A 23,772-nucleotide genomic window follows, 5' to 3' on the forward strand; every position below is an offset into this window, starting at 1 on the left:
GAGATAATGCAAATTTGGTTTGAAAGTGATAGAATAGTAGAAGTTATTGACTTTGCGTAATGTTATTGAAAAGTCAGTAAGGATGATAAGTAAGAGTAAACAAACGGAGAAAAAATGAATTATTTTAACGTTGGTAAAATTGTAAATACCCAAGGTTTGCAAGGTGAATTGCGCGTGCTTTCTGTGACAGATTTTGCAGAGGAACGATTTAAAAAAGGTAGCCAGTTATCCATTTTTGATGATAAGGATCAGCATCTCCTAGACGTGGAAATCGCCAGTCACCGTAAGCAGAAGAATTTTGATATTGTGAAATTTAAGGGACTCTATCATATTAATGATGTTGAGAAGTATAAGGGAACGGTCTTGAAGGTTGCCGAGGAAAATCTAACGGATTTGGCTGAAGATGAGTTTTATTATCATGAAATTATCGGACTTGATGTTTACGAAAATGATGTCCTCATCGGTCAAATCAAAGAAATTATGCAACCAGGTGCCAATGATGTTTGGGTGGTTAAACGTAAAGGTAAGAAGGATCTGTTGCTACCCTATATTCCACCAGTTGTGCTGAATGTTGATGTCGCAGCTAATCGTGTTGATGTAGAGATTATGGAAGGTTTAGACGATGAAAATTGATATCTTGACTCTTTTTCCAGACATGTTCGCTCCCTTGGAACACTCGATTGTTGGTAAGGCGAAAGAGCGGGGTTTGTTAGATATCAACTACCATAATTTTCGAGAAAATGCAGAAAAAGCTCGGCATGTGGATGATGAACCATATGGTGGTGGTCAGGGCATGCTTTTAAGAGCACAACCTATTTTTGATACTTATGATAAGATCGCTGCTAAAAATCCTCGCGTGATTTTACTAGACCCAGCTGGTCGTACGTTTGACCAATCTTATGCAGAGGAGTTAGCACAAGAAAATGAGCTAATCTTTATTTGCGGACATTACGAAGGCTATGATGAGCGCATCAAGACCTTGGTGACAGATGAAATTTCTATCGGTGATTTTGTTCTCACTGGTGGAGAATTGGCTGCTATGACCATGATTGATGCGACGGTTCGTCTGATACCAGAAGTGATTGGTAAAGAAGCTAGCCACCAAGATGATAGTTTTTCATCAGGGTTATTAGAATACCCACAATACACTCGTCCTTATGACTTTCGTGGCATGACAGTACCAGATGTGCTCATGAGCGGTCATCATAAGAATATTCGTCGCTGGCGTTTGGAAGAAAGTCTCCGTAAAACCTACCTCAGACGACCGGACCTTTTGGAAACTTATGAGTTTTCTAAAGAGGAAGCTGAGATTTTAGAAACGATTAAACGTGAACTTGATGAAATGAAAGATAAGAAAGACTAAAATGACAGAAGAAACTATTTATGATATTACCATCATTGGTGGTGGTCCAGTTGGGCTTTTTGCATCCTTTTATGCTGGTTTGCGAGGAATGAAGGTTAAAATCATTGAAAGCTTGTCTGAACTGGGTGGACAGCCAGCAGTGCTTTACCCTGAAAAAGTTATCTATGATATTCCTGCCTATCCAGCTATTACTGCTGGACAATTATCGGAAAATCTGATTAAGCAAGTGGAACGCTTCGAGGATAGAACGACTGTCTGTCTTAAGGAAGAAGTCCAAACGTTTGAGAAAAAAGATGGAATGTTTAGTATTCAAACCAATAAGGCAGAACATTTTTCAAAAGCGATTATCATTGCGTGTGGCAATGGGGCTTTTGCGCCACGACAACTTGGGCTAGAAGATGAGTCTATCTATGCCGATAATAATCTTTATTATAATGTCCATCAAGTGGAACCCTTTATCGGTAAAAATGTTGTTATCTGTGGTGGTGGTGATTCTGCTGTGGACTGGGCTAATATGCTAGAACCTGTCGCTGCTAGTGTTACGGTGGTTCATCGCAGGGATGCTTTTCGCGCTCATGAGCACAGTGTTGAAGTGATGAAGGATTCTTCCGTTAAGACTATGACACCTTATGTTCCGATTGCCATTTCTGGGGAAAAGGGCAGAGCAAGTAGTTTGCGTATTCAAAAAATCAAGGAAGAAGAAACACTTGATTTAGCATTGGATGCTTTAATTGTTAGCTTTGGTTTTTCAACTAATAATAAAAATTTAAAAAACTGGAATCTTGACTACAAACGCAATCGTATCTTTGTGGACCAAGTCTTAAAAACGAGTATGGATGGTGTTTACGCTATCGGCGACGCTGCGGAATACTTAGGAAAAGCTGATTTAATCGCCACAGGTTTCGGAGAAGCACCAACAGCTGTCAACGAAGTTATCAAATACATTTATCCAGATCGTGATAACCGTATCGTGCACTCGACGTCATTGATAAAAGATTAAGGTCAATTAGTGAGATTATCTAGTAGACTGAGTTAATAGCACCACCTTAAATTACTGAAATGGCTGTTATTAAGTTAGTTCAAAGACAAATGAAAAATAATTGATAAAATCCAAGTCATCGACTTGGATTTTATCATGTCCAAATATTGCTAGAAACTGTTAGTTAATTTATAGACTCACTAAAAAATGAAGCTTCTTTAAAGAAGAAAACACATGAAAAAGAATGAAAGTGAAAGAAAATGAAAGAAAATGGTAGAATACTATTGACATATTTTATGGAAGGAGTATAATGGCAACTGTAAACGATTGCAGTAGGAGGTGAGTATCATCTTAAAAACCGAACGAAAACGCTTGATTATGGAGAAAATTGTTCTCGATGATTATGTGGTTTTAGAAGATTTGGTTGATTTATTGGAAACTTCAGAATCGACTGTTCGTCGTGATTTGGATGAACTGGAGTCTGAAGGGAAACTTCATCGCGTCCATGGTGGCGCTGAAAAAATTCACACTCTTCAAGATGAGCCTGATATTCGTCAAAAATCTATCAAAAACATTCAAGCTAAAAAAGCTTTAGTTCAAAAAGCTGCTGAATTAGTGCAAGATGGCGATGTGATTTTTTTGGATGCGGGTTCGACAACTGAACTTTTGATTCCCCTTTTAAATCAAGAAGGTTTGACGGTTGTGACCAATGCTATTCATCATGCGGCTAAGCTTGTTGATAAAAATATAAAAACCTTAATTATTGGTGGTTTTATTAAAAATACAACAGATGCCAGTGTCGGACAAATCGCTGTTGAACAAGTGAGACGTCTCAACTTTGATAAAGCCTTTTTAGGAATGAATGGTATTGATGCCGAACATATCACGACACCTGAGATGGAAGAAGCTGTGGTGAAGCGAAGCATTATCGCTAGTGCTAAAAAAGCTTATATTTTAACAGATTCTTCTAAATTGGGGCAGGTTTCCTTCATTAATGTGGCCTCCTTAAATGATGTCACCATTATCACAAATCACTGTGATCACCCCCTATTGCCTACTATTAAAGAAAAGACAGGAGTTATTGAAGTATGATTTATACCGTTACTTTAAATCCGTCTATTGATTATATCGTTCGCCTCGATGCCGTTGAGGTTGGGCAAGTTAATCGTATGGATAGTGATGATAAGTACGCTGGTGGTAAAGGTATCAACGTTAGCCGTATTTTAAAGCGTTTGGCTATTGATAATACAGCCACAGGATTTATTGGTGGTTTTACAGGTCGTTTTATCACAGAAGAATTGGAAAAAGAAGGGATTTCAACTGCCTTTATTCCAGTATCACAGGATACACGTATCAATGTTAAAATTAAGGCTGACCAAGAAACAGAAATTAATGGAGCTGGTCCGGTTATTTCTGAACAGGAATTAAAAGCTTTGAAAGCTCAGTTGGCTCATTTAACAGCTGATGATGTTGTTGTTTTCGCTGGTTCTGCACCAAGTAACCTCGGAAACCAAGTCTATAAAGAACTATTACCGATTGCCAAAGAAGCAGGAGCGGCTATTGTTTGTGACTTTGAGGGACAAACATTGTTGGATTCACTTGGGTACCAACCCTTATTGGTGAAACCTAACAACCATGAATTAGAAGCTATCTTTGATGTGACTTTAAAAACACTCGATGATATTGAAACCTATGCGCGTAAAATCCTTGAAATGGGTGCTCAAAATGCCTTGATTTCAATGGCTGGAGATGGGGCACTTCTTGTAACTGAGAATGCTTCCTACTTTGCCAAACCGATTAAAGGTCAGGTGAAGAATTCTGTTGGTGCTGGTGATTCCATGGTAGCAGGATTTACAGGTGAGCTTGTAAAATCTGGTGATGCTCTTGAAGCTCTCAAATGGGGAGTGGCTTGTGGAACGGCGACAACTTTCTCGGACGACTTAGCAAGTATTGATTTTATTAAAGAAACTTATGAAAAAGTAGAGGTAGAAAAACGATGAAAATTCAAGACTTATTGAATAAAAATGTCATGATTTTGGACCTTCAAGCTAGCACTAAAGAAGCAGCTATCGATGAAATGATTAACCGTTTAGTCGAAGAAGGCGTGGTCAATGACTTTGCAACTTTTAAAGAAGGTATCATGGCTCGTGAAGCCTTGACTTCAACAGGATTAGGTGATGGCATTGCAATGCCTCACTCAAAAAATACAGCTGTTGTTGAGCCTACAGTTCTTTTTGCCAAATCAAGTTCTGGTGTTGATTATGAAGCCCTTGATGGTCAACCAACTTATCTTTTCTTCATGATTGCAGCTCCAGAAGGGGCTAACGATACTCATCTTGCAGCACTTGCTGAGTTATCAAAATACTTGATGAAAGATGGCTTTGCAGACGAATTGCGTCAAATCAATACTCCTGATGGTGTGATTGCAACTTTTGATGGTGCTGAAGCAGCTGATAAAAAAGCAGAACAAGAAGAAGTGCTTGTACAAAATAATGCAACAAACCCATCATCAAGTGATCAAGACTTTATCGTTGCGGTCACAGCATGTACAACTGGTATTGCTCATACTTACATGGCTGAAGAAGCTCTCAAGAAACAAGCAGCTGAAATGGGTGTTGCTATTAAAGTTGAAACCAATGGTGCTTCAGGTGTTGGTAACAAATTGACAGCAGCGGATATTGAAAAAGCAAAAGGTGTCATTGTTGCTGCTGATAAAGCAGTTGAAATGCCTCGTTTTAACGGTAAACCCTTGATTTCACGTCCAGTGGCTGAAGGTATTAAAAAACCTCAAGAACTTATTCAAACCATTCTTGATGGTAAAGCTGATACTTATGTTGCTAAAGAAGGCGCACAAGCAACAACTTCAGAAGAAAAAACAAGTCTTGGGGGTGCTTTCTATAAACACCTCATGGGTGGGGTTTCTCAAATGTTGCCATTCGTTATCGGTGGTGGTATCATGATTGCGCTTGCCTTCCTTTTAGATAATCTGCTAGGTGTTCCTAAAGATCAGTTGTCAAATCTTGGGTCTTATAACGAGATTGCAGCACTCTTCAAATCCATTGGTGGTGCAGCCTTTGGTTTCATGCTTCCAGTTCTTTCAGGGTATATTGCTTACTCTATCGCTGAAAAACCAGGTCTTGTTGCAGGTTTTGTAGCTGGGGCTATTGCAAATAGTGGTCTTGCTTTCGGTAAAGTTGCTTATGCAGCAGGTGGTGAAGCAACACTTGGTCTTGCAGGTGTCTCTTCTGGTTTCCTTGGAGCTCTTGTTGGTGGTTTCCTAGCAGGTGGTGTTATCCTTGTTCTCCGTAAAGTGCTTGCTGGTATGCCTCGTTCACTTGATGGTGTTCGTTCAATCCTTCTCTTCCCACTTCTTGGAGTAGCCTTAACAGGATTCTTGATGTTATTGGTCAATATCCCAATGGCTGCGATCAATACTGCACTTAATACTTTCCTTGAAAACCTTTCAGGTAGTTCAGCTATCCTTATGGGTCTCCTTGTAGGTGGTATGATGGCAGTTGATATGGGTGGACCTGTTAACAAAGCTGCCTATGTCTTCGGTACAGGAACGCTTGCTGCAACTGTTGCCAACGGCGGTTCGGTTGTTATGGCTGCTGTTATGGCGGGTGGTATGGTACCTCCTCTTGCAGTCTTTGTGGCAACACTACTTTTCAAAGATAAATTCACAGAAGAAGAGCGTAACTCTGGTTTGACAAATATCGTTATGGGACTATCATTCATCACTGAAGGAGCGATTCCATTTGGTGCTGCTGATCCAGCACGTGCGATCCCTAGCTTTATCGCAGGTTCAGCGCTTACTGGTGCTCTTGTTGGTCTAGCAGGTATCAAATTGATGGCACCACACGGTGGTATCTTTGTTATCGCTTTGACAAGTAACCCATTCCTTTACCTCCTCTTTGTAGCGATTGGTGCGGTGGTTTCAGGTGTTCTCTTTGGACTACTACGTAAATCTAAATAATTCTACTATTAGGAATAATCACATTTAGCGTTGACCAAGTGGTCAGCGCTTTTTATCTAGAAAAAAGACACAAAATGAACACACTTGTCAGACCAGTTTTCCTGTAAAACGTGTTATGATAAAAGAAAATAAGGGTTTCGGATGTCCTAATCCTAGAAAAATAGACTAACTAAAACATTCCAAGGAGGAAGCAGAGTGTCCATTAAAGAATTGTTACGTAAAGACTTGATGATAATGTCTTTAAAAGCTATTTCAAAAGATGTAGCTCTTGATGAGATGATTGCTAAGTTAGCAGCTCATGATATCATTCATGATAGTGATTTATTAAAGAAAAGTATCATGGTTCGTGAGGAGCAAGGTGTGACAGCACTTGGTCATGGGATTGCCATGCCTCATAGTAAGCACATTGTTGTTGATAAGCCAGCTATTTTGTTTGCACGGTCATCGCAGGGGATTCCCTACCAAGCAGCAGATGGCCAACCGGTTGATCTTTTCTTTATGGTAGTGGCTCCTAGTGATGCAGAGGGTGTTCAATTAGAAGCCATTGCTGATTTATCAAAGTATTTGGCTAAAGAAGGATTCGCGGATCGTTTGCGTCAGGCAAACACGGAAGATGATATTTTAGCACTTTTTGATTGTCTGCCAAGTAAGGAAGATAGTGGTGAACAAGTTAGTCATGCTGGAGATTTCATTGTTGCTGTGACAGCATGTGCAACGGGATTGATTCATACCTACATGGCAGAAGAAGCTTTGAAAAAAGCAGCTACTAAGAAAGGGATGAGCATCAAAGTTGAAACAAATGGTGCTAGTGGGGTTAAGAATGCTCTGGCAGAAGATGATATTTTACGGGCTAAAGGTATTATTATTGCTTCTGATAAGGAGATTGATGTTGAGCGTTTTGCTGGTAAAAAATTGGTTAAACGTCCGGTTGCTGATGGGATTAAGCATGCTGCCGAGCTCATTGAAGCCTTGTATACTGATGAAACAGCAACTAAAGACTCTGCAGATCTTTCTCTAAAAGGGAAATTGAAACGAACCTTTTTTGGAGAATAATAGTTGTGATAGCCAGACAAGGATGACTTGTCTGGTTTTTAGTTTGCCTTCTTCTTAACTTATGCTAAAATCTAAACTAATGAAGACATTTAGATAGGGGTAAAAGTGGTAAGACGTAATAGAAGAAGGCACTACTCAATGAAAACCGTTCTGTTAGTCAGTGCCATGGCTTTTGCCATCGCTATTTTTATGAAAGAGTTAGTACCGGAAAGAGTAAAGCCAGTGACAGAGTTGTCAATCACCGAACAGTTTATTGAGGAGATTGGACCCAGAGCTCAAGTCATTGCTAGAGAGAATGACTTGTATGCGTCTGTTATGATTGCTCAGGCCATTTTGGAATCTGATAGTGGGCAGTCAGGGCTCAGTCAATCACCACACTTTAACTTTTTTGGGATAAAAGGAAACTATCAGGGGCAATCAGTTTCTTTAGAAACTTGGGAAGACGACGGTCAGGGAAATCCTTATACCATAACTGCCGATTTTAGGTCTTATGGTAATTTGGAGAATGGCTTGGAGGACTATGCTCAATTTTTAGATAGAGACTTGTATTGGGCTGTGCACAGGAGCAATACTTTGTCTTATACTGATGCCACTAAAGCATTGACAGGGACCTATGCGACAGATACATCGTATGGCTCCAAACTTAATAACCTTATTCAAACCTATCAATTAACAAGGTATGATGTCATATAGAGAAGGCATTAGCTTAGTTGAGTTTTTTAACCATTTAATGCTGTCAATGTTAGGGATTAAGGCTGGGACAAAAGTCCTTACCTTTTTTAATGATAGTCAAATGAATTAATACTCGAAGCAAATCAACATCTGACTAGGAAAGGAGTCACAGATGGAATTTACGTTCATCAAGGGAAACTGGACAATGTTAGATTTTGATTGTCGATGAGTATAACTTTCAAACAAAGAACTGTAATGCAGATAGTTTTAACGTTTAATGAACTGTTTGAGGTTTGAAGCTAGAAATCAGATAGTGAAGAGTATCAAAGTCAATCCAAAAGACTATGTTCAGTCAACTAAGCGAGGTGTAGTGGTTGAGTGATTCTAGTCATATAATCCTTGGATGTGGAAAATCGTGAGTTGAAACGTCGCTCTACTCTGTAAAGCGCTGATGTCATCAGCTCCTACAGTTCTAACGAGTGAGGAAAGCTGTCCTTTTCAACCTCAAACAATCGCTCTGCTGACTGTTTGAGGTGTGTGAGGGTGTGAAGGAAGCGGTCTGGGAAGTGTTTTTTTCAGCCCGAACCTAGGAATAAACGCGCGAATGGAAATTTAACTCTTCGAATTACCTATTTTTGCTCCATTCTCATTCCTAGTTTATTAAGCTACTTTTTGTTATAATATTATGCATGAAAACATTGAAAGAAGTTTATGGCGACCATGCTGAAATGCCTTTTGTTTTGCCAAAATATGAGGCAGAATTATTGCGAAAGCCAATCGCAAAACGTCAGATGGAAAGAACGGCGGAAGGTCTACTTCCAGGACATATTATTTTACTCTGGCGGATTCAATTTGGTACTTATACGACCAAAAGTCCACACCACAAGTATTTTTACACGACTTATGGTATTGATGCTCAAAAAGAGTTAGAAGAGTTAATAGCTAGGAGCTATGTCTCTATCAACTCAGCTTTTGATTCCATCAATCTTGTGACGGCACCTGATGTGAAGGATTTTTTGAAAGCCAAAGAAGTCAAGGGATTAAGTAAGATGAAGCGGTCTGATTTGGATACGGCTCTGAAGCAATATTTTACCGAGGAAGAATTGGCAACTTTATTTGATGAGCGCTCTTATGCTTTGACTCAAGCTGGTGAGGATTTGTTGGCTAAATACCCTGAGATTGTAGCCAAACACCCACAGAAGAAGTATTAGTAAACTTTTATTTTGTTAGAGCATATGCTATAATAGTGCTAACTGTATCTAGAGGAGAAAACTATGGAAGTCATACGCGAAAAAGAATTTGTCAATCAATACCATTACAATGCTCGTAATTTGGAATGGGAAAAGGAAAACGGAACACCAAAAACGAATTTTGAAGTGACTTTCCAATTGATCGAGAAAAATATTGAAAAGAACGAGACAACTATTGTAGCTGTTTTGCAGTTCACAATTGTTCGAGATGAATTTGTGATTTCTGGTGTAATCTCTCAGATGGATCATATCAAAAATCGTATTGTCAATGAGCCTAAAGAATTTTCTCAGGAAGAAGTAGAGTCTCTGGCAGCTCCTCTTCTGGAAATGGTTAGACGTATGACTTATGAAGTTACTGAAATTGCTTTGGATCGTCCAGGCATAAAATTGGAGTTTAATAGTTAATGAAATTAGCAGTAGTAACAGATAGTTCATCTGCCCTTCCCCTGTCGGTTAAGGGACATGCTAATCTGTTTTGTTTAGATATTCCTGTCACTATTGATGGTCAAGCTTATGTGGAAGATAAGAATTTGACCATGCCAGAGTTTTATGACAAAATGGCTGCCAATGAAGAATTGCCGAAGACGAGTCAACCCAGCTTAGCAGAGTTTGATGAGTTATTGATGACTTTGCAGTCTGAAAGTTACACTCATGTGATTGGTCTCTTTTTATCAAGTGGTATTTCTGGCTTCTGGGCTAATAGCCAGTTTTTAAAAGAGGAACACAATAATCTTGTTTTGGCGATTCCTGATACAAAAATCACCTCTGCTCCACTGGGGCATATGGTAGAAACTGTTTTGACATTAGCGCAAGAAGGTTGTGAGTTTGACTTTATTATAGAGAAGCTGAATAAACAGATTGAAGGCACAACTGCTTTTATCCTTGTTGATGATTTAAACCATTTGGTCAAGGGTGGACGTTTGTCTAATGGTTCAGCTTTACTTGGTAATCTCCTGTCCATTAAGCCGATTCTTTATTTTAATGATGAGGGCGTTATTGAAGTTTTTGAGAAAGTCAGGACTGAAAAAAAAGCAATCAAACGTTTGGTTGAGATTCTTCGAGAGATGACATCTCAGGGTGATTTTAATGTCACTATTATCCACTCCAATGTTGAGGATAAGGCGAAAGACTTGTATCAACAATTAAAAGAATCTGGTTTTGATCAGGATTTGTCTATTGTTTCTTTTGGCAGTGTGATTGCAACACATCTTGGTGAAGGTGCCATTGCTTTTGGGATAACACCTAAATTTTCGAAGAATTAAATTAGCATTCTCGTAGAGAGTAAACGAATGAACCGTTTGGGGAAGTTGGGTTTTTCTGATATATCAGAAAAAGCTCACTCCCTTTTTCAAAAGATAGAAATAGGAGAGAAGATATGGCTATTAAAGTGATTGTCGCAGGCTTTAAAGGACGTATGGGGTCTACTGCAGTTGATATGGTTAAATCGGATGAAGCACTTGAACTAGCAGCTTTATTGGACCCATTTGCTGAGGAAAAAGATCTTGACGGTGTTCCTGTTTTTAATGATAAGGAAGATCTTATTGGCTTTGATGCCGATGTTTGGGTTGATTTTACCATGCCAAAAGTTGCTTATGAAAACACTCGTTTTGCCATAGAAAACAGTTTTGCGCCAGTAGTAGGGACAACAGGTTTTACGGAAGAACAAATTGCTGATTTGATTGCTTTATCTTCTGAGAAATCACTGGGTGGCCTGATTGCACCAAACTTCGCTATCGGAGCTATTCTCCTCATGGAATTTGCTGCCAAAGCTTCTCAATACTTCCCTGATCTTGAAATCATTGAATTGCATCATGATAAGAAAAAAGATGCTCCTTCAGGTACAGCCATTAAAACAGCAGAATTAATTGCGCAAAGTCGTCAGTCAAAAGTACAAGGGGCGTCAGATGAGGAAGAGTTGATGGCTGGTGCTCGTGGTGCTGAGTACGATGGTTTCCGTATCCACAGCGTCCGTTTACCTGGTCTCGTAGCTCATCAAGAAGTTATCTTTGGAGCACAGGGGGAAGGCTTGACCTTGCGTCATGACTCTTATGACCGTTCTTCTTTCATGAGTGGTGTCAATTTAGGGATTAAAGAAGTGGTCAAACGTGACACATTAGTTTATGGATTGGAAAAGTTACTCTAATGAAGTTAAAAGAGTTACCAATTGAGTTTGAAGAGGCTCTCCCTCTGCTTGAAAAGATAAAAGACGCTGGTTTTGAAGCTTATTTTGTCGGTGGATCCGTCCGTGATGTTTTATTAGGACGTCCCATCCACGATGTTGATATTGCGACGTCATCTTATCCGGAAGAAACAAAAGCGATTTTTGAGAGAACGGTTGATGTTGGTATTGAACACGGCACAGTATTAGTTTTGGAGAATGGTCACGAATATGAGATGACTACTTTCAGAACGGAAGATGTTTATGTGGATTATCGTAGACCATCCAGCGTTTCCTTTGTTCGTTCACTAAAAGAAGATTTAAAGCGACGTGATTTTACGGTGAATGCCTTCGCTTTAAATGAAGACCGCGAGGTCATTGATTTATTCGATGGCTTAAAGGACTTAGAAAACCGTCTTTTGCGTGCGGTAGGAAAGGCTCAGGAACGCTTTAACGAAGATGCTTTGAGGATCATGCGAGGGATTCGTTTTTCAGCTAGCCTTGATTTTGACATTGAAAAGGAAACTCTCCTTTCTATGTCAGCCTGTGCGCCATTGTTGGAAAAAATATCCGTTGAACGCAGCTTTATTGAATTTGATAAATTGTTAATGGCACCTCATTGGTCAAAAGGACTATCTGCTTTAATAGCAACTGGTGCTTATGATTATCTACCTGAGTTACAGGGAACGGCATCCAAGTGGCAGGAATTTCAAGAAGTGATTGAAAAAGATTATCATTTTCTGAGTTCTGAACAAGCTTGGGCAGCTATGATGATTGTTCTGGAGATTAAGCAACCACAGGCATTTTTAAAAAAATGGAAAACGTCTGTTCAGTTTCAAAAAAAGGTGAGTCAGATGGTTGATGTTTTCAAGGCTCGCCAGTCTTCAGAGTTAACGAGTTGGCAGGTCTATCAGTATGGTAAGACCTTAATCCATGAAGTGGAAGATTTGCGGTCTGCCTTTGGTATGATGGCAAACGTTGAACGCTTAGTGACACTAGATCGGGAGCTCCTTATTCATGACAAGCATGAGATTGTTGTCAATGGAGGTATCCTGATTTCAGAATTAGGGATGAAACCAGGTCCAGATTTGGGAAGAATTCTTAATCAAGTTGAAGAGGCTATTGTTAATGGACACTTGGCTAATGACAAGTTAGCAATCTTTGACTTTATCAAAAATATGACATAACTAAAGGGAGGCTTTGCCTCCTTTTGGTGCCTAGAAAAGGGTATAAAATGAGTGATTTTATTGTTGAAAAATTAACCAAATCAGTGGGAGACAAGACTGTTTTTCAGGATATTTCTTTTATTATTCATGATTTGGACCGCATTGGCATTATCGGTGTTAATGGGACGGGGAAAACGACCCTATTAGATGTTATCTCAGAAAGATTGGGTTTTGATGGTGATGTATCACCCTTTATCAAGGCAAATGGCTATAAGATTTCTTATTTGACTCAGGAGCCTGAATTTGATGAGAATAAAACGGTCTTGGATACAGTTTTATCATCGGATCTGCGTGAAATGCGATTGATTCGTGATTACGAGGCTATTATGGCTAATTATTCGGAGGACAAACAGTCAGACCTGGAGAAAATCATGGCTGAAATGGATTCTCTTAACGCTTGGACTATCGAAAGCGACGTCAAGACGGTATTATCTAAACTTGGAATTTCTGATTTAACGCGAAAGGTTTCATCCTTATCAGGTGGCCTTCGTCGTCGTGTGCAATTGGCGCAAGTCTTACTTGGTGATGCGGATTTATTGCTATTGGATGAGCCGACCAACCACTTGGATATTGATACTATTGCCTGGTTGACTCATTTTTTGACCAATACTAAAAAAACAGTCCTGTTTATCACCCATGACCGTTATTTCTTGGATAATGTGGCAACACGCATTTTTGAATTAGATGATAGTCGTTTGACGGAATACCAAGGGAATTATCAAGATTATGTGCGTCTGCGTGCGGAGCAGGACGAGCGTGATGCGGCTACCATGCATAAAAAGAAACAACTCTATAAGCAAGAATTGGCATGGATGCGCACGCAACCGCAAGCGCGTGCGACCAAGCAACAGGCACGTATCAATCGTTTCCATGATTTGAAAAAAGATGTGCACCAAGACACTAGCTCAGAGGACTTGGAAATCAATTTTGAAACCAGCCGTATCGGGAAAAAAGTTGTCAATTTTGAACACGTTGACTTTTCATACGATGACACCAAGCAAATCCTCTCTGACTTTAACCTAATTATCCAAAATAAGGATCGCATCGGGATTGTCGGAGACAACGGTGTTGGGAAGTCAACCTTGCTCAATTTGATGACGGGAGAATTGACGCCGACTGCTGGTAAGCTAGACATCGGTGAGACCATTCGTATCGGCTATTTCTCGCAGCAAATCAAGGATATGGACGAGAGTAAGCGCGTGATTTCTTATTTGCAGGAAGTGGCTGATGAGGTCAAGACGACTGTTGGGACGACCAGTATTAGTGAGCTTTTAGAGCAGTTCCTGTTTCCACGTTCAACTCATGGGACTCAGATTGCTAAGTTGTCCGGTGGAGAGAAAAAGCGTCTCTATCTCTTAAAGATTTTGATTGAAAAGCCAAATGTTCTTTTGCTAGACGAGCCGACCAATGATCTTGATATTGCGACCTTAACCGTTTTGGAAAATTTCTTATCAGGCTTTGCAGGTCCTGTGATTACGGTAAGTCACGACCGTTACTTCTTGGATAAGGTTGCCAATAAAATCCTAGCTTTCGAAGATGGTCACATCAATGCCTTTTATGGTAACTATACGGATTATCTTGACGAAAAGGCATTTGAAGTTGATAGTGCTGCAATGATGGCGAAAGTTGAAGTACCAAAAACACAAAAAGTGCGCCAAGAGAAGAAACGTATGTCTTATTTTGAAAAGCAAGAGTGGGCAAGTATTGAAGAAGATATTGCTCAGTTGGAAGCAGAGATTGAGAGCATTGAAGCAGCCATGATAGAAAATGCTAGTCATTATGGTGAATTAGCGACTTTACAGCGTGACTTAGATGCCAAAAATGAAACACTGCTTGAGAAATATGAACGTTATGAGTATTTAAGTGAGTTGGTTGATTGAGGTAGGAGGATAAAAATGACTTATTTATCTCATTTTGGTGTTTATGGTATCTGTATTAAGGACGGTAAGTTATGATGTGTCCGTAAAAATAGAGGACCTTACAAGGGGCGTTATGACTTACCGGGTGGTAGTCAGGAATCTGGTGAAAGTTTACTGGAAACACTTGAGAGAGAACTAAAAGAAGAAACGGGATTTGAACTCAAAGTTTCTTCTCATAATCGTATTTTTGACACTTTTGTTAAAGCAAAAGGAGAACAGGAGACAGTTCATCACATTTTTGCGGTTTATGATATTGAGATCAACGATGTTCCTATCCAGAAGCTTGCTAGCCATTTAGAAACTGGAGAAATGAATGATTCAAAAGGTTTTGAGTGGGTCGATCTTGATCAATTAACGCCTCAAAATGCCTCTCCACTTATCCTAAAACTATTAGATCCACATTTAAAAGCCAGCTATTTTTTAGACTGGGAAATCTTATCAGAAGGTTAAACAATGTATCAAACAGAAAACTTAAAGGAAAAACTCAATTTGTTTCTCAAATTGTTTTTCCCTATTTTAATTTATCAATTTGCCAATTTTTCGGCTACTTTTATTGACACCATGATGACGGGAAAATATAGCACGATTGATTTGGCAGGCGTTTCCATGGCAGGAAGCCTGTGGAATCCTTTCTTTACCTTATTAACAGGTATTGTGTCAGCCTTGGTTCCTATTATTGGGCAACATTTAGGAAAGGGAAATCGTCATAAAATCAAGGATGACTTTCATCAGTTTATTTATATTGGCTTGATGTTGTCAGCTGTACTTTGGATTCTGGTACGTTTTGGAGCTATTCCAGCTTTGGCATATTTTAATCTGGAATCTTCTGTCGTGACTATTGGACAAGAGTATTTGTCATGGATGTCAGTCGGTATTTTGCCGTTTCTCTTATTTAGTGTCTGTCGATCTTTCTTTGATTCTTTAGGTCTCACTAAAGTTTCCATGTACCTCATGTTGCTCTTGTTGCCCTTTAATTCCTTTTTTAATTATATTTTGATTTATGGGAAATTAGGGCTTCCTGAAATGGGAGGAGCAGGTGCTGGATTAGGAACAGCTTTAGCCTATTGGCTGCTTTTATTAGTAGTCATTGCAGTGATGCTGGTTCATCCGACAATTAAGTCTTTCCAAGTCTGGCAATGGACAGCTCCCAATCGAAAATTATTGAAACAAGGTTTTTTATTGGGACTTCCAATTGGTTTACAGATTTTTGCAGAAGTGGCTATTTTTGCGACGGTCGGTCTTTTCATGGCTAAGTTTTCGACAGAAATCATCTCAGCTCATCAATCTGCTATGAACTTTACAACCCTACTCTATGCCTTTCCACTTAGCATTTCCATCACCATGCCTATTGCTATTTCCTTTGAGATTGGAGCAGGTGATGACAAAGCCGCTCGTGATTTTGCAAAAATTGGGCGTTTGACAGCAATGCTATTTGCAATTGTGACCTTGACTTTCCTATATTTCTTTAGAGCACAAGTGGCATACCTTTATGGATCAGGAGATACCTTTATCCAGCTAACGACAGAGTTCTTGATTTATGCTTTCTTCTTCCAATTGGCGGATGCCTTCGCAGCTCCAATTCAGGGGATTTTGAGAGGCTACAAGGATACCACTTATCCCTTTGTGATAGGTGTTTCTGCTTACTGGGCGATTGCACTTCCAGTGGGATGGGGGCTCGATTTGATGACGACCTTGGGACCAAAAGCCTATTGGATTGGACTAATTGCTGGACTCTTTTCTTGTGGTATCCTCCTACGGTTGCGTATGGCTCATATCGAGAAGCGTTATAAGACTGGCAATCCTTTAGAAAGAGTGGTGTAAGGGATGGAGATTAGACCTATTCAGTCAGGGGATAATAAACAAATGGCTAGGATTATCCGTGATAGTTTGGAAGCAGTGGGACTTGATAAACCAGGAACAGCTTATTTTGAGCCATCATTAGATGATTTGGCTAAGGCCTATGGACAGGATCAGTCATCAGCTTACTTTGTGGTAGTCGAAAATGATCAGGTCTTAGGTGGTGCTGGCTTTGGTAAAATTACAGACGCTATTAGTGAACTTCAAAAATGTTATGTTCTAGAAAATGCTAGAGGTCAGGGAATAGGACGGAAATTATTGGAGCAAGTTATCGTATCATCTGGAGAGGCTGGGTATGATAAGATATATTTAGAAACTACAGAAGTCTTGGCACAAGCCCTGAGTTTATATGAAAGTTTAGAGTTTAAACATATGGATGCACCCATAGCTAACGACAATGGGCACCATGCTATGACGATTTGGATGATGAAAGATTTAAAAAGATAAGATTTAGCAAAGAAGGTTTAATTAGGAGAGGAAAATATGGGATTAATATGGTCTTATTTAAAAAGATACCCTAAGTGGTTGTTTTTAGATATTTTTGGAGCTTTTCTCTTCGTCGTTGTCAATTTAGGTCTGCCGACTATTTTGGCTCGGATGATTGATGAAGGGATAAACACACGCAATGTTGACCGCCTCTATTTTTGGGGCTGGATGATGTTGGTTGTCGTTATTTTGGGGATTATTGGGCGGATTGTTTTGGCCTATGCTGCTGGAAAATTAACGACAACCATGATTCAAGACATGCGTAATGACATGTATGATAAGTTGCAAGACTATTCGCACAATGAATATGACAAGATTGGCGTTTCATCTTTGGTAACCCGTATGACCAGTGATGCCTTTGTTTTAATGCAATTTGCGGAACAAAGTTTGCGTCTGGGTATGGTAACTCCGATGATGATGGTTTTCTCAGTGGTCATGATTTTTACCACTAGCCCATCTATGGCTTGGATCGTTGCGGTAGCTATTCCATTTTTAGCTTGGGTTGTAGCTTATGTGGCTATCAAGACACGTCCGCTTTCTGAGAAACAACAAAAAACACTGGATAAGATTAACCAGTATGTTCGAGAGAATCTAACAGGTCTGCGTGTGATTCGTGCTTTTGCTCGTGAGGATTTCCAAGAGGAACGTTTCGACACGAAAAATAAGGCTTACTCGGAAACCTCTCAATCTCTCTTTATTCTGACAGGCTTGACCGAGCCTCTCTTTGTGCAAATTATTATTGCCATGATTGTGGCTATTGTTTGGTTTGCTCTTGATCCGTTGAGTAGGGGAGACTTGCAGATTGGTGATTTGGTTGCCTTTATTGAGTACAGTTTCCATGCTCTATTTTCTTTCTTGCTCTTTGCTAACCTCTTTACCATGTATCCTCGTATGGCAGTCTCAAGTCAGCGTATTGTTGAAGTGATGGAGATGCCACTGTCCATTTCTAAAAATGAAGACGGGGTTAAGGAGACAGAAACGAAAGGTTACCTTGAGTTTGATAATGTGACCTTTGCCTATCCGGGTGAGACAGAATCACCAGTTTTGCATGATATTTCCTTCAAAACGAAACCGGGTGAAACCATTGCCTTTATTGGATCGACTGGTTCAGGGAAATCATCTCTGGTCAACTTGATTCCACGTTTTTATGATGTGACTTTTGGTCGCATTTTAGTGGATGGTGTTGATGTTAGAGACTATAACCTTAAAGCCCTTCGTCAAAAAGTTGGCTTTATTCCGCAGAAAGCTTTGCTCTTTACCGGAACAATCGGGGAAAACCTCAAATATGGGAAGGCTGATGCGACTGGATTAGAGCTTGATGAGGCCAGTGATGTTGCCCAAGCTAGAGAGTTTATCGATAGTCGCGAGGAGCGCTATGAAACGCACTTAGCTGAAGGCGGTTCCAATCTATCAGGTGGTCAGAAGCAACGCTTGTCCATTGCGCGTGCCATTGTTAAAAAGCCAGATATTTATATCTTTGACGATTCTTTCTCAGCGCTTGATTACAAGACCGATGCGACCCTTCGTCGTCGTTTGAAAGAAGTTACAGAAGATGCGACAGTTTTAATTGTGGCACAACGTGTTGGAACCATTATGGATGCTGACCAAATTATTGTCCTTGATGAGGGGGAGATTGTTGGTCGTGGTACTCATGAGGAACTAATGCTATCTAACGAGATTTATCGTGAAATCGCTAATTCTCAGCTTAACAACAAAAACTTAGAGGAGGGAGAAGCCTAATGATACATCAAACACATGCTTTTAAACGCCTCTGGTCCTATTTAAAACGTTATCAAGGGGCTGTCTATTGTGCTATCTTCCTTAAATCTTTAGCAGCGATTATGAATGTTCTAGAGCCTTTTGTCTTAGGATTGATTATCACAGAGTTGACTAAAAATCTTCTTGATATGGCGAAAGGGGTCACTGGTGCTCATATCAATGTTGAGTACATCGTTTGGGTATTAGGAATTTATGCTTTCAGAGCTTTCATTTATGAAATTGGCGCTTATGGTTCTAACTATTTTATGACTAAGGCTGTCCAAAAGAGTATTAGGGATTTGCGACGTGATCTCAGTCAAAAAATCAATGGGATTCCCGTATCTTACTTTGATAAACACCAGTTCGGTGATATGTTAGGGCGTTTTACGAATGATGTGGAGACTGTTTCTAACGCTTTACAACAGAGTTTTTTACAGATTGTCAACGCCTTTTTAAGCATCATCTTGGTTGTGGTGATGGTGATTTACCTTAACTGGAAACTTTCTATTTTTGTAATCTTGATGATTCCTTTGACTTATTTTACAGCGCAGGCGATTGTCAAAAAATCACAACCTTACTTCAAGAAACAAGCCAATGCATTAGGTGATATGAATGGTTTTGTTCAAGAAAAGTTAACGGGCTTTAATGTCTTGAAGCTCTATGGTCGAGAAGAAGCTTCAGCTGAGGAATTTCGTCAAATCACTAAAAATCTTCAAGAAGTTGGTTTTAAGGCTAGCTTTATCTCAGGGATGATGATGCCAGTTTTGCATGCTATTTCGGATGGTATTTACTTGATATTAGCTATTTTTGGTGGACTTCAAGTTATTTCTGGTCAAATGACTATAGGTAATCTTCAGGCCTTTGTCCAATACACTTGGCAGATTTCCCAACCTATCCAGACCATTTCTCAACTAGCAGGATTGCTCCAAAGTGCTAAATCATCTTTGGACCGTATCTTTGCTGTTATTGATGAAGAGGATGAGAGTAATCAAGTTATGGAAGAGTTGGAACATGATTTGACTGGTCAGGTCAGCTTTAATCATGTTGACTTTGAATATGTTGAGAATAAACCACTTATTCGTGATTTTAATCTTGATGTGAAACCGGGGGAAATGATTGCTATCGTTGGTCCGACAGGTGCAGGTAAGACAACTCTGATTAATCTCCTCATGCGTTTCTACGATGTCACATCAGGAGCTATCACAGTTGATGGTCATGACATTAGAAATCTTTCGCGTCAAGAATTCCGTCAGCAATTTGGTATGGTTTTACAAGATGCTTGGTTATACGAAGGTACTATCCAAGAAAACCTACGTTTTGGAAATCTCAATGCGACTGATGAGGACATTATAGAAGCTGCTAAGGCTGCTAATGTGGATCACTTTATCCGAACCTTGCCGGGTGGTTATAAGACGGAGATGAACCAAGAATCAAGCAATATCTCACAAGGTCAGAAACAGCTTTTGACCATTGCGCGTGCGCTTTTAGCTGATCCGAAAATCTTGATTTTGGACGAAGCAACTTCATCTGTTGATACACGTCTGGAGTTACTGATTCAAAAAGCCATGAGGCGTTTGATGCAAGGACGTACCAGTTTTGTTATCGCTCACCGCCTGTCAACCATTCAAGAAGCTGATAAAATTTTAGTACTTAAAGATGGTCAAATCATCGAACAAGGTAACCATGATAGCCTTCTGGCTGATAAAGGCTTCTATCATGATCTTTACATGAGCCAATTTGCTAGCCAAGAAGACTAGGAGCTTAAGCATTGACGATGATGTCAATGCTTTTTGTGATGCTTCAATTCCGTTTTTCGATGAGAGAAACAAGAAGACCATTACTTAAGCGGGTGGCTGACAAATTTTTGATGGTCTATGTTGTTGCTATCTTTATGATCTTTTTAAGAAAAGGTTTTCAAAATTATTTTGTCAGACTTCTTTTGATTTGTTATAATAAATGGAATGGATAAGATGGGGGAAGACATGATCATTGAAAAAGTCTATAATAACAACGTTATTCAAGTGAAGGATGAATCTGGGCAAGAATTGATTGTCATGGGGCGAGGCCTAGGTTTCCAGAAAAAAGTTGGTGATATGATTGATCAAACGAAGATTGAAAAAGTCTTTACCCTACAAAGTGAGCAGACTTCTTCTGACCTCTCTGACCTCTATGAACAGTTACCAGATAAGGAACTTAATCTCTTCGTCTATTTGATAGATAGGGCTGAAAAAGCACTTGAACTGACCTTTGATAGTCATTTGCACTTGTCATTAACCGACCATTTACATTTTATGGTCGTCAGAATGAGACAAGGGGTCTCCATTTCCAATCCACTAGCTTGGGAAGTTCGAAAATTTTATCCTAAAGAATATCAGGTGGCTAAAGATATGATTGCTCGTTTGAGTGAGGAATTGAAACTTTCTATTCCAGATGATGAGGCATCATCAATCGCTCTTCATTTTATCAATGCCCAGTCTGAAAGTGGCGGGATTAGTAAATCTCAAAGAAGTACTCGCATGGTCATTGATATTTTGGAAATTGTCCGTTTGCATTTTGGGCAAATGGTGGCAGAAGATAGTATCTCTTATAATCGATTTGTGACGCATTTGCAGTATTTTTCTCAGCGTGTGATTAATGGTGTGGTGCAAGGATCAAATGATGCCTTCTTATATGACCAAGTGAAACAGAATTACCCTGATAGCTTTTCATGTACGCAAAAGATTGCTCATTATGTTAAAGAACATTATGATTTCGAGATGAGCATCGATGAGAAAGTTTATTTGACCATTCACATTCAAAGAATGGAAGACAGTAAAAATAGTTAATAAAATAGCTGAAAGGCTATTTTTTTGCACCTTGTTAAGTGAGCTTTGGAATAATCAAGCCAGAAAATCATTTGCTTTGAAGAATCTTTAGAAAAAATATAAAAAAGCGCTTGCATTATTCAGATAAGTCTGTTATTATAATAGACATTAGATGGATTGTTACTGGTCAAGCAGGCAAAACCTAAATAAATACAAGATAAACAAGGCAGCGGTCTTAGGACATGTTGGCGGTTTATTTGGTATTTGTTTAGGTTTTTTGTTTGCCTAAAGCAATCCAATAAACAAATATTTAGGAGGAGCCCTAATGGCTAAAAAAGATTATACTGAGTTGGCAAAAGATATTGTCGCTCACGTTGGTGGTAAAGACAATGTTGTCAATCTTCGTCACTGTATTACACGCTTACGTTTTGTTTTGAAGGATGAATCAAAGGCTGATACAGATTACTTAAAAGCACGTGATGGTGTTGTTACCGTTGTCAAAGCTGGTGGACAGTACCAAGTTGTTATCGGAAATCACGTTCCAGATGTTTACGCAGCAGTACTTGAACAAGGAGTTCAAGGAGTTGGCTCACTTGATACAGATGAGGGTGATACTGCGAAAGGTAATCTTTTTGATCGTTTTGTTGACTTGATTTCAGGAATTTTCCAACCTTTCTTGGGAGCACTTGCAGCTGCTGGTATCGTTAAAGGTCTTGTGGCTATTCTTGGTGCTGTTTTCGGAATGAGTGCAGAAAATAGTGCTCTTTATGTTATCCTTAATGCTGCTGGAGATGGTTTTTTCCAATTTCTACCAATAGCAATTGCCTTAACAGCAGCTCGTAAATTTAAAATGGGTGAGTTTACAGCGATTGCGATTGCGGCTGCTTTAGTTTACCCAACCTTACCAACTACTGTTCCTGTTTTGAAAGAAGCTGGGCTCGATAAGGTACTCGGTATTCCTTTCCAATTGCCTGCAGCAGGTAGCTATCTTCAAACCGTAATGCCTGTTATTCTTGCTATTTGGGTAGGTTCAAACATTGAGAAGTTTATGCGTAAAATTACACCAGACGTTATTAAGCTTTTCATTGTGCCATTTGTGACGATTTTACTCACTGTGCCACTAACTTTCTTGGTTGTCGGACCACTGGCTAACTTCATCTCTGATTTACTATCAATGGGATTCACATCTGTTATGGCATTCAGTCCACTACTTTACGGTTTATTGCTCGGGGCTTTATGGCAAGTTATGGTTATGTTTGGCTTACACTGGGCAATTGTTCCACTTGCCATCTTACAGTTCTCACAAAATGGCTGGTCTAATGTTCTAATTGCTGCAGCTCTCCCTAACTTTACACAAACAGGTGTTCTTTCTGCTATTATGTTGAAAACGAAAGAACAAAAAGTTAAAACAATCTCAGCACCAGCCCTTATTTCATCTGTCTTTGGTGTTACCGAGCCAGCTATCTATGGTGTGACGCTTCCAATGAAAACACCGTTTTACATTTCCTGCGTAGTTTCAGGGATTATTGGAGCTGGTTTATCTTTCTTTGATATTAAAAACTACGCTATGGGTGCCCTAGGTATCTTCATGTATCCAGGTTATGTTAGTCCAACTCTAGGTTTAACACCAATGTGGATTTTGATTGCTTTCTCGGTAGCAGCATTTGTTCTCTCATTCGCTATCCAAATGCTTGTACCAGTTCCAACTCTTTACGGAACTCCAACAGAAGAAAAAGTTGAAGAAGCTGGAGTTGTAGTAGCTGAAGAAGTTGTTGATATCAAACAAGAAATCATTGCCAGCCCACTCATTGGTAATGTTGTTGCTCTTGAAAATGTGCCTGATGAAGTTTTTGCTTCAGGTGCTATGGGTAAAGGGATTGCGGTTGATCCAGCAGATGGTGTTGTTGTAGCACCAGCCAATGCAGAAGTGTCACTTGTCTTCCCAACAAATCATGCCATCGGTCTAAAAACTGAAAATGGTGCTGAAATCTTAATCCATATCGGTATGGATACTGTATCACTTGCAGGTAAAGGCTTCAAGAAGTTTGTTGAAGTCGGGGACAAAGTGACCCCAGGACAAAAACTTCTTGAGTTTGATGTTAATGCTATCAGAGCAGCTGGACTTCCAGTTATCACTCCAATCATCGTAACAAACACAGATGTCTACACAGATGTCTTAAAAACACAAGAAGGTCGTGTTAACACAGGAGATTATCTTCTTACAACTGTTAAATAACATCATGGAATCCTTCCTTCGGGAGGGATTTTTTT

General features: G+C 39.6%; 20 protein-coding genes and 1 pseudogene. All 21 read left to right on the forward strand.

Going from position 1 to position 23,772, the window contains the following annotated elements; translation table 11 throughout:
• Nucleotides 1-114: 114 nt before the first annotated feature.
• The 21 genes and pseudogenes from rimM (at nucleotide 115) to C0J00_RS03470 (ending at nucleotide 23,737) form a co-directional block, all read left to right on the forward strand.
• Nucleotides 115-633: a ribosome maturation factor RimM gene (rimM, locus tag C0J00_RS03365; RefSeq protein ID WP_104967560.1), complete on the forward strand. Its 519-nt coding sequence runs from the start codon at nucleotides 115-117 to the stop codon at nucleotides 631-633.
• Nucleotides 623-1,363: a tRNA (guanosine(37)-N1)-methyltransferase TrmD gene (gene trmD / locus C0J00_RS03370; RefSeq protein ID WP_104967561.1), complete on the forward strand. Its 741-nt coding sequence runs from the start codon at nucleotides 623-625 to the stop codon at nucleotides 1,361-1,363. The genes rimM and trmD overlap by 11 nt, the downstream gene beginning before the upstream one ends.
• 1 nt (nucleotide 1,364) lies before the next feature.
• Complete coding sequence (locus C0J00_RS03375; protein ID WP_104967562.1) at nucleotides 1,365-2,363, forward strand: NAD(P)/FAD-dependent oxidoreductase; 999 nt, start codon at nucleotides 1,365-1,367, stop codon at nucleotides 2,361-2,363.
• A gap of 318 nt (nucleotides 2,364-2,681) precedes the next feature.
• Entirely contained in the window at nucleotides 2,682-3,434 is a 753-nt protein-coding gene (locus C0J00_RS03380) for a DeoR/GlpR family DNA-binding transcription regulator (RefSeq protein WP_104967563.1), read from the forward strand.
• On the forward strand, nucleotides 3,431-4,342 hold the full coding sequence (pfkB, locus tag C0J00_RS03385; protein WP_104967564.1) for a 1-phosphofructokinase: 912 nt from the start codon (nucleotides 3,431-3,433) through the stop codon (nucleotides 4,340-4,342). The genes C0J00_RS03380 and pfkB overlap by 4 nt, the downstream gene beginning before the upstream one ends.
• Nucleotides 4,339-6,318 (forward strand): PTS fructose transporter subunit IIABC, encoded by a 1,980-nt coding sequence (locus C0J00_RS03390; protein WP_104967565.1) that lies wholly within the window; start codon nucleotides 4,339-4,341, stop codon nucleotides 6,316-6,318. The genes pfkB and C0J00_RS03390 overlap by 4 nt, the downstream gene beginning before the upstream one ends.
• A 195-nt stretch (nucleotides 6,319-6,513) precedes the next feature.
• On the forward strand, nucleotides 6,514-7,371 hold the full coding sequence (locus tag C0J00_RS03395) for a fructose PTS transporter subunit IIA (protein WP_104967566.1): 858 nt from the start codon (nucleotides 6,514-6,516) through the stop codon (nucleotides 7,369-7,371).
• A 138-nt stretch (nucleotides 7,372-7,509) separates the two neighbouring features.
• Nucleotides 7,510-8,064 carry a glucosaminidase domain-containing protein gene (locus tag C0J00_RS03400; protein ID WP_104967567.1) on the forward strand — a complete coding sequence of 185 codons (555 nt, stop codon included), beginning with the start codon at nucleotides 7,510-7,512 and terminating at the stop codon, nucleotides 8,062-8,064.
• A 668-nt stretch (nucleotides 8,065-8,732) separates the two neighbouring features.
• Nucleotides 8,733-9,254: a hypothetical protein gene (locus C0J00_RS03405; protein WP_104967568.1), complete on the forward strand. Its 522-nt coding sequence runs from the start codon at nucleotides 8,733-8,735 to the stop codon at nucleotides 9,252-9,254.
• A gap of 63 nt (nucleotides 9,255-9,317) precedes the next feature.
• Complete coding sequence (locus tag C0J00_RS03410; protein WP_104967569.1) at nucleotides 9,318-9,698, forward strand: DUF1149 family protein; 381 nt, start codon at nucleotides 9,318-9,320, stop codon at nucleotides 9,696-9,698.
• Nucleotides 9,698-10,555: a DegV family protein gene (locus C0J00_RS03415; protein WP_104967570.1), complete on the forward strand. Its 858-nt coding sequence runs from the start codon at nucleotides 9,698-9,700 to the stop codon at nucleotides 10,553-10,555. The genes C0J00_RS03410 and C0J00_RS03415 overlap by 1 nt, the downstream gene beginning before the upstream one ends.
• A gap of 113 nt (nucleotides 10,556-10,668) precedes the next feature.
• Nucleotides 10,669-11,436 (forward strand): 4-hydroxy-tetrahydrodipicolinate reductase, encoded by a 768-nt coding sequence (gene dapB / locus C0J00_RS03420; protein ID WP_104967571.1) that lies wholly within the window; start codon nucleotides 10,669-10,671, stop codon nucleotides 11,434-11,436.
• Nucleotides 11,436-12,638 (forward strand): CCA tRNA nucleotidyltransferase, encoded by a 1,203-nt coding sequence (locus C0J00_RS03425; RefSeq protein WP_104967572.1) that lies wholly within the window; start codon nucleotides 11,436-11,438, stop codon nucleotides 12,636-12,638. The genes dapB and C0J00_RS03425 overlap by 1 nt, the downstream gene beginning before the upstream one ends.
• A 47-nt stretch (nucleotides 12,639-12,685) precedes the next feature.
• Complete coding sequence (locus C0J00_RS03430) at nucleotides 12,686-14,557, forward strand: ABC-F family ATP-binding cassette domain-containing protein (protein ID WP_104967573.1); 1,872 nt, start codon at nucleotides 12,686-12,688, stop codon at nucleotides 14,555-14,557.
• Between the two features lie 96 nt (nucleotides 14,558-14,653).
• Nucleotides 14,654-15,046: pseudogene (locus C0J00_RS10620) on the forward strand (NUDIX domain-containing protein); the annotation flags it as partial.
• A 3-nt stretch (nucleotides 15,047-15,049) separates the two neighbouring features.
• Nucleotides 15,050-16,417: an MATE family efflux transporter gene (locus C0J00_RS03440; protein ID WP_104967575.1), complete on the forward strand. Its 1,368-nt coding sequence runs from the start codon at nucleotides 15,050-15,052 to the stop codon at nucleotides 16,415-16,417.
• A gap of 3 nt (nucleotides 16,418-16,420) precedes the next feature.
• Entirely contained in the window at nucleotides 16,421-16,900 is a 480-nt protein-coding gene (locus tag C0J00_RS03445) for a GNAT family N-acetyltransferase (RefSeq protein ID WP_104967576.1), read from the forward strand.
• 36 nt (nucleotides 16,901-16,936) lie between these two features.
• Nucleotides 16,937-18,679 (forward strand): ABC transporter ATP-binding protein, encoded by a 1,743-nt coding sequence (locus tag C0J00_RS03450; protein ID WP_104967577.1) that lies wholly within the window; start codon nucleotides 16,937-16,939, stop codon nucleotides 18,677-18,679.
• Entirely contained in the window at nucleotides 18,679-20,454 is a 1,776-nt protein-coding gene (locus C0J00_RS03455) for an ABC transporter ATP-binding protein (RefSeq protein ID WP_199773977.1), read from the forward strand. Before C0J00_RS03450 ends, C0J00_RS03455 begins: the two co-directional genes overlap by 1 nt.
• A 225-nt stretch (nucleotides 20,455-20,679) precedes the next feature.
• The gene (licT, locus tag C0J00_RS03465) at nucleotides 20,680-21,522 is read left to right on the forward strand and encodes a BglG family transcription antiterminator LicT (protein WP_104968820.1); all 843 of its coding nucleotides are present in this window, start codon (nucleotides 20,680-20,682) and stop codon (nucleotides 21,520-21,522) included.
• Between the two features lie 304 nt (nucleotides 21,523-21,826).
• Nucleotides 21,827-23,737, forward strand: coding sequence for a beta-glucoside-specific PTS transporter subunit IIABC (locus C0J00_RS03470; protein WP_104967579.1), 1,911 nt, complete (start codon nucleotides 21,827-21,829; stop codon nucleotides 23,735-23,737).
• The last annotated feature ends 35 nt before the right edge of the window (nucleotides 23,738-23,772 follow it).

Source organism: Streptococcus pluranimalium (assembly GCF_002953735.1).
Taxonomy (GTDB): Bacteria; Bacillota; Bacilli; order Lactobacillales; family Streptococcaceae; genus Streptococcus; species Streptococcus pluranimalium.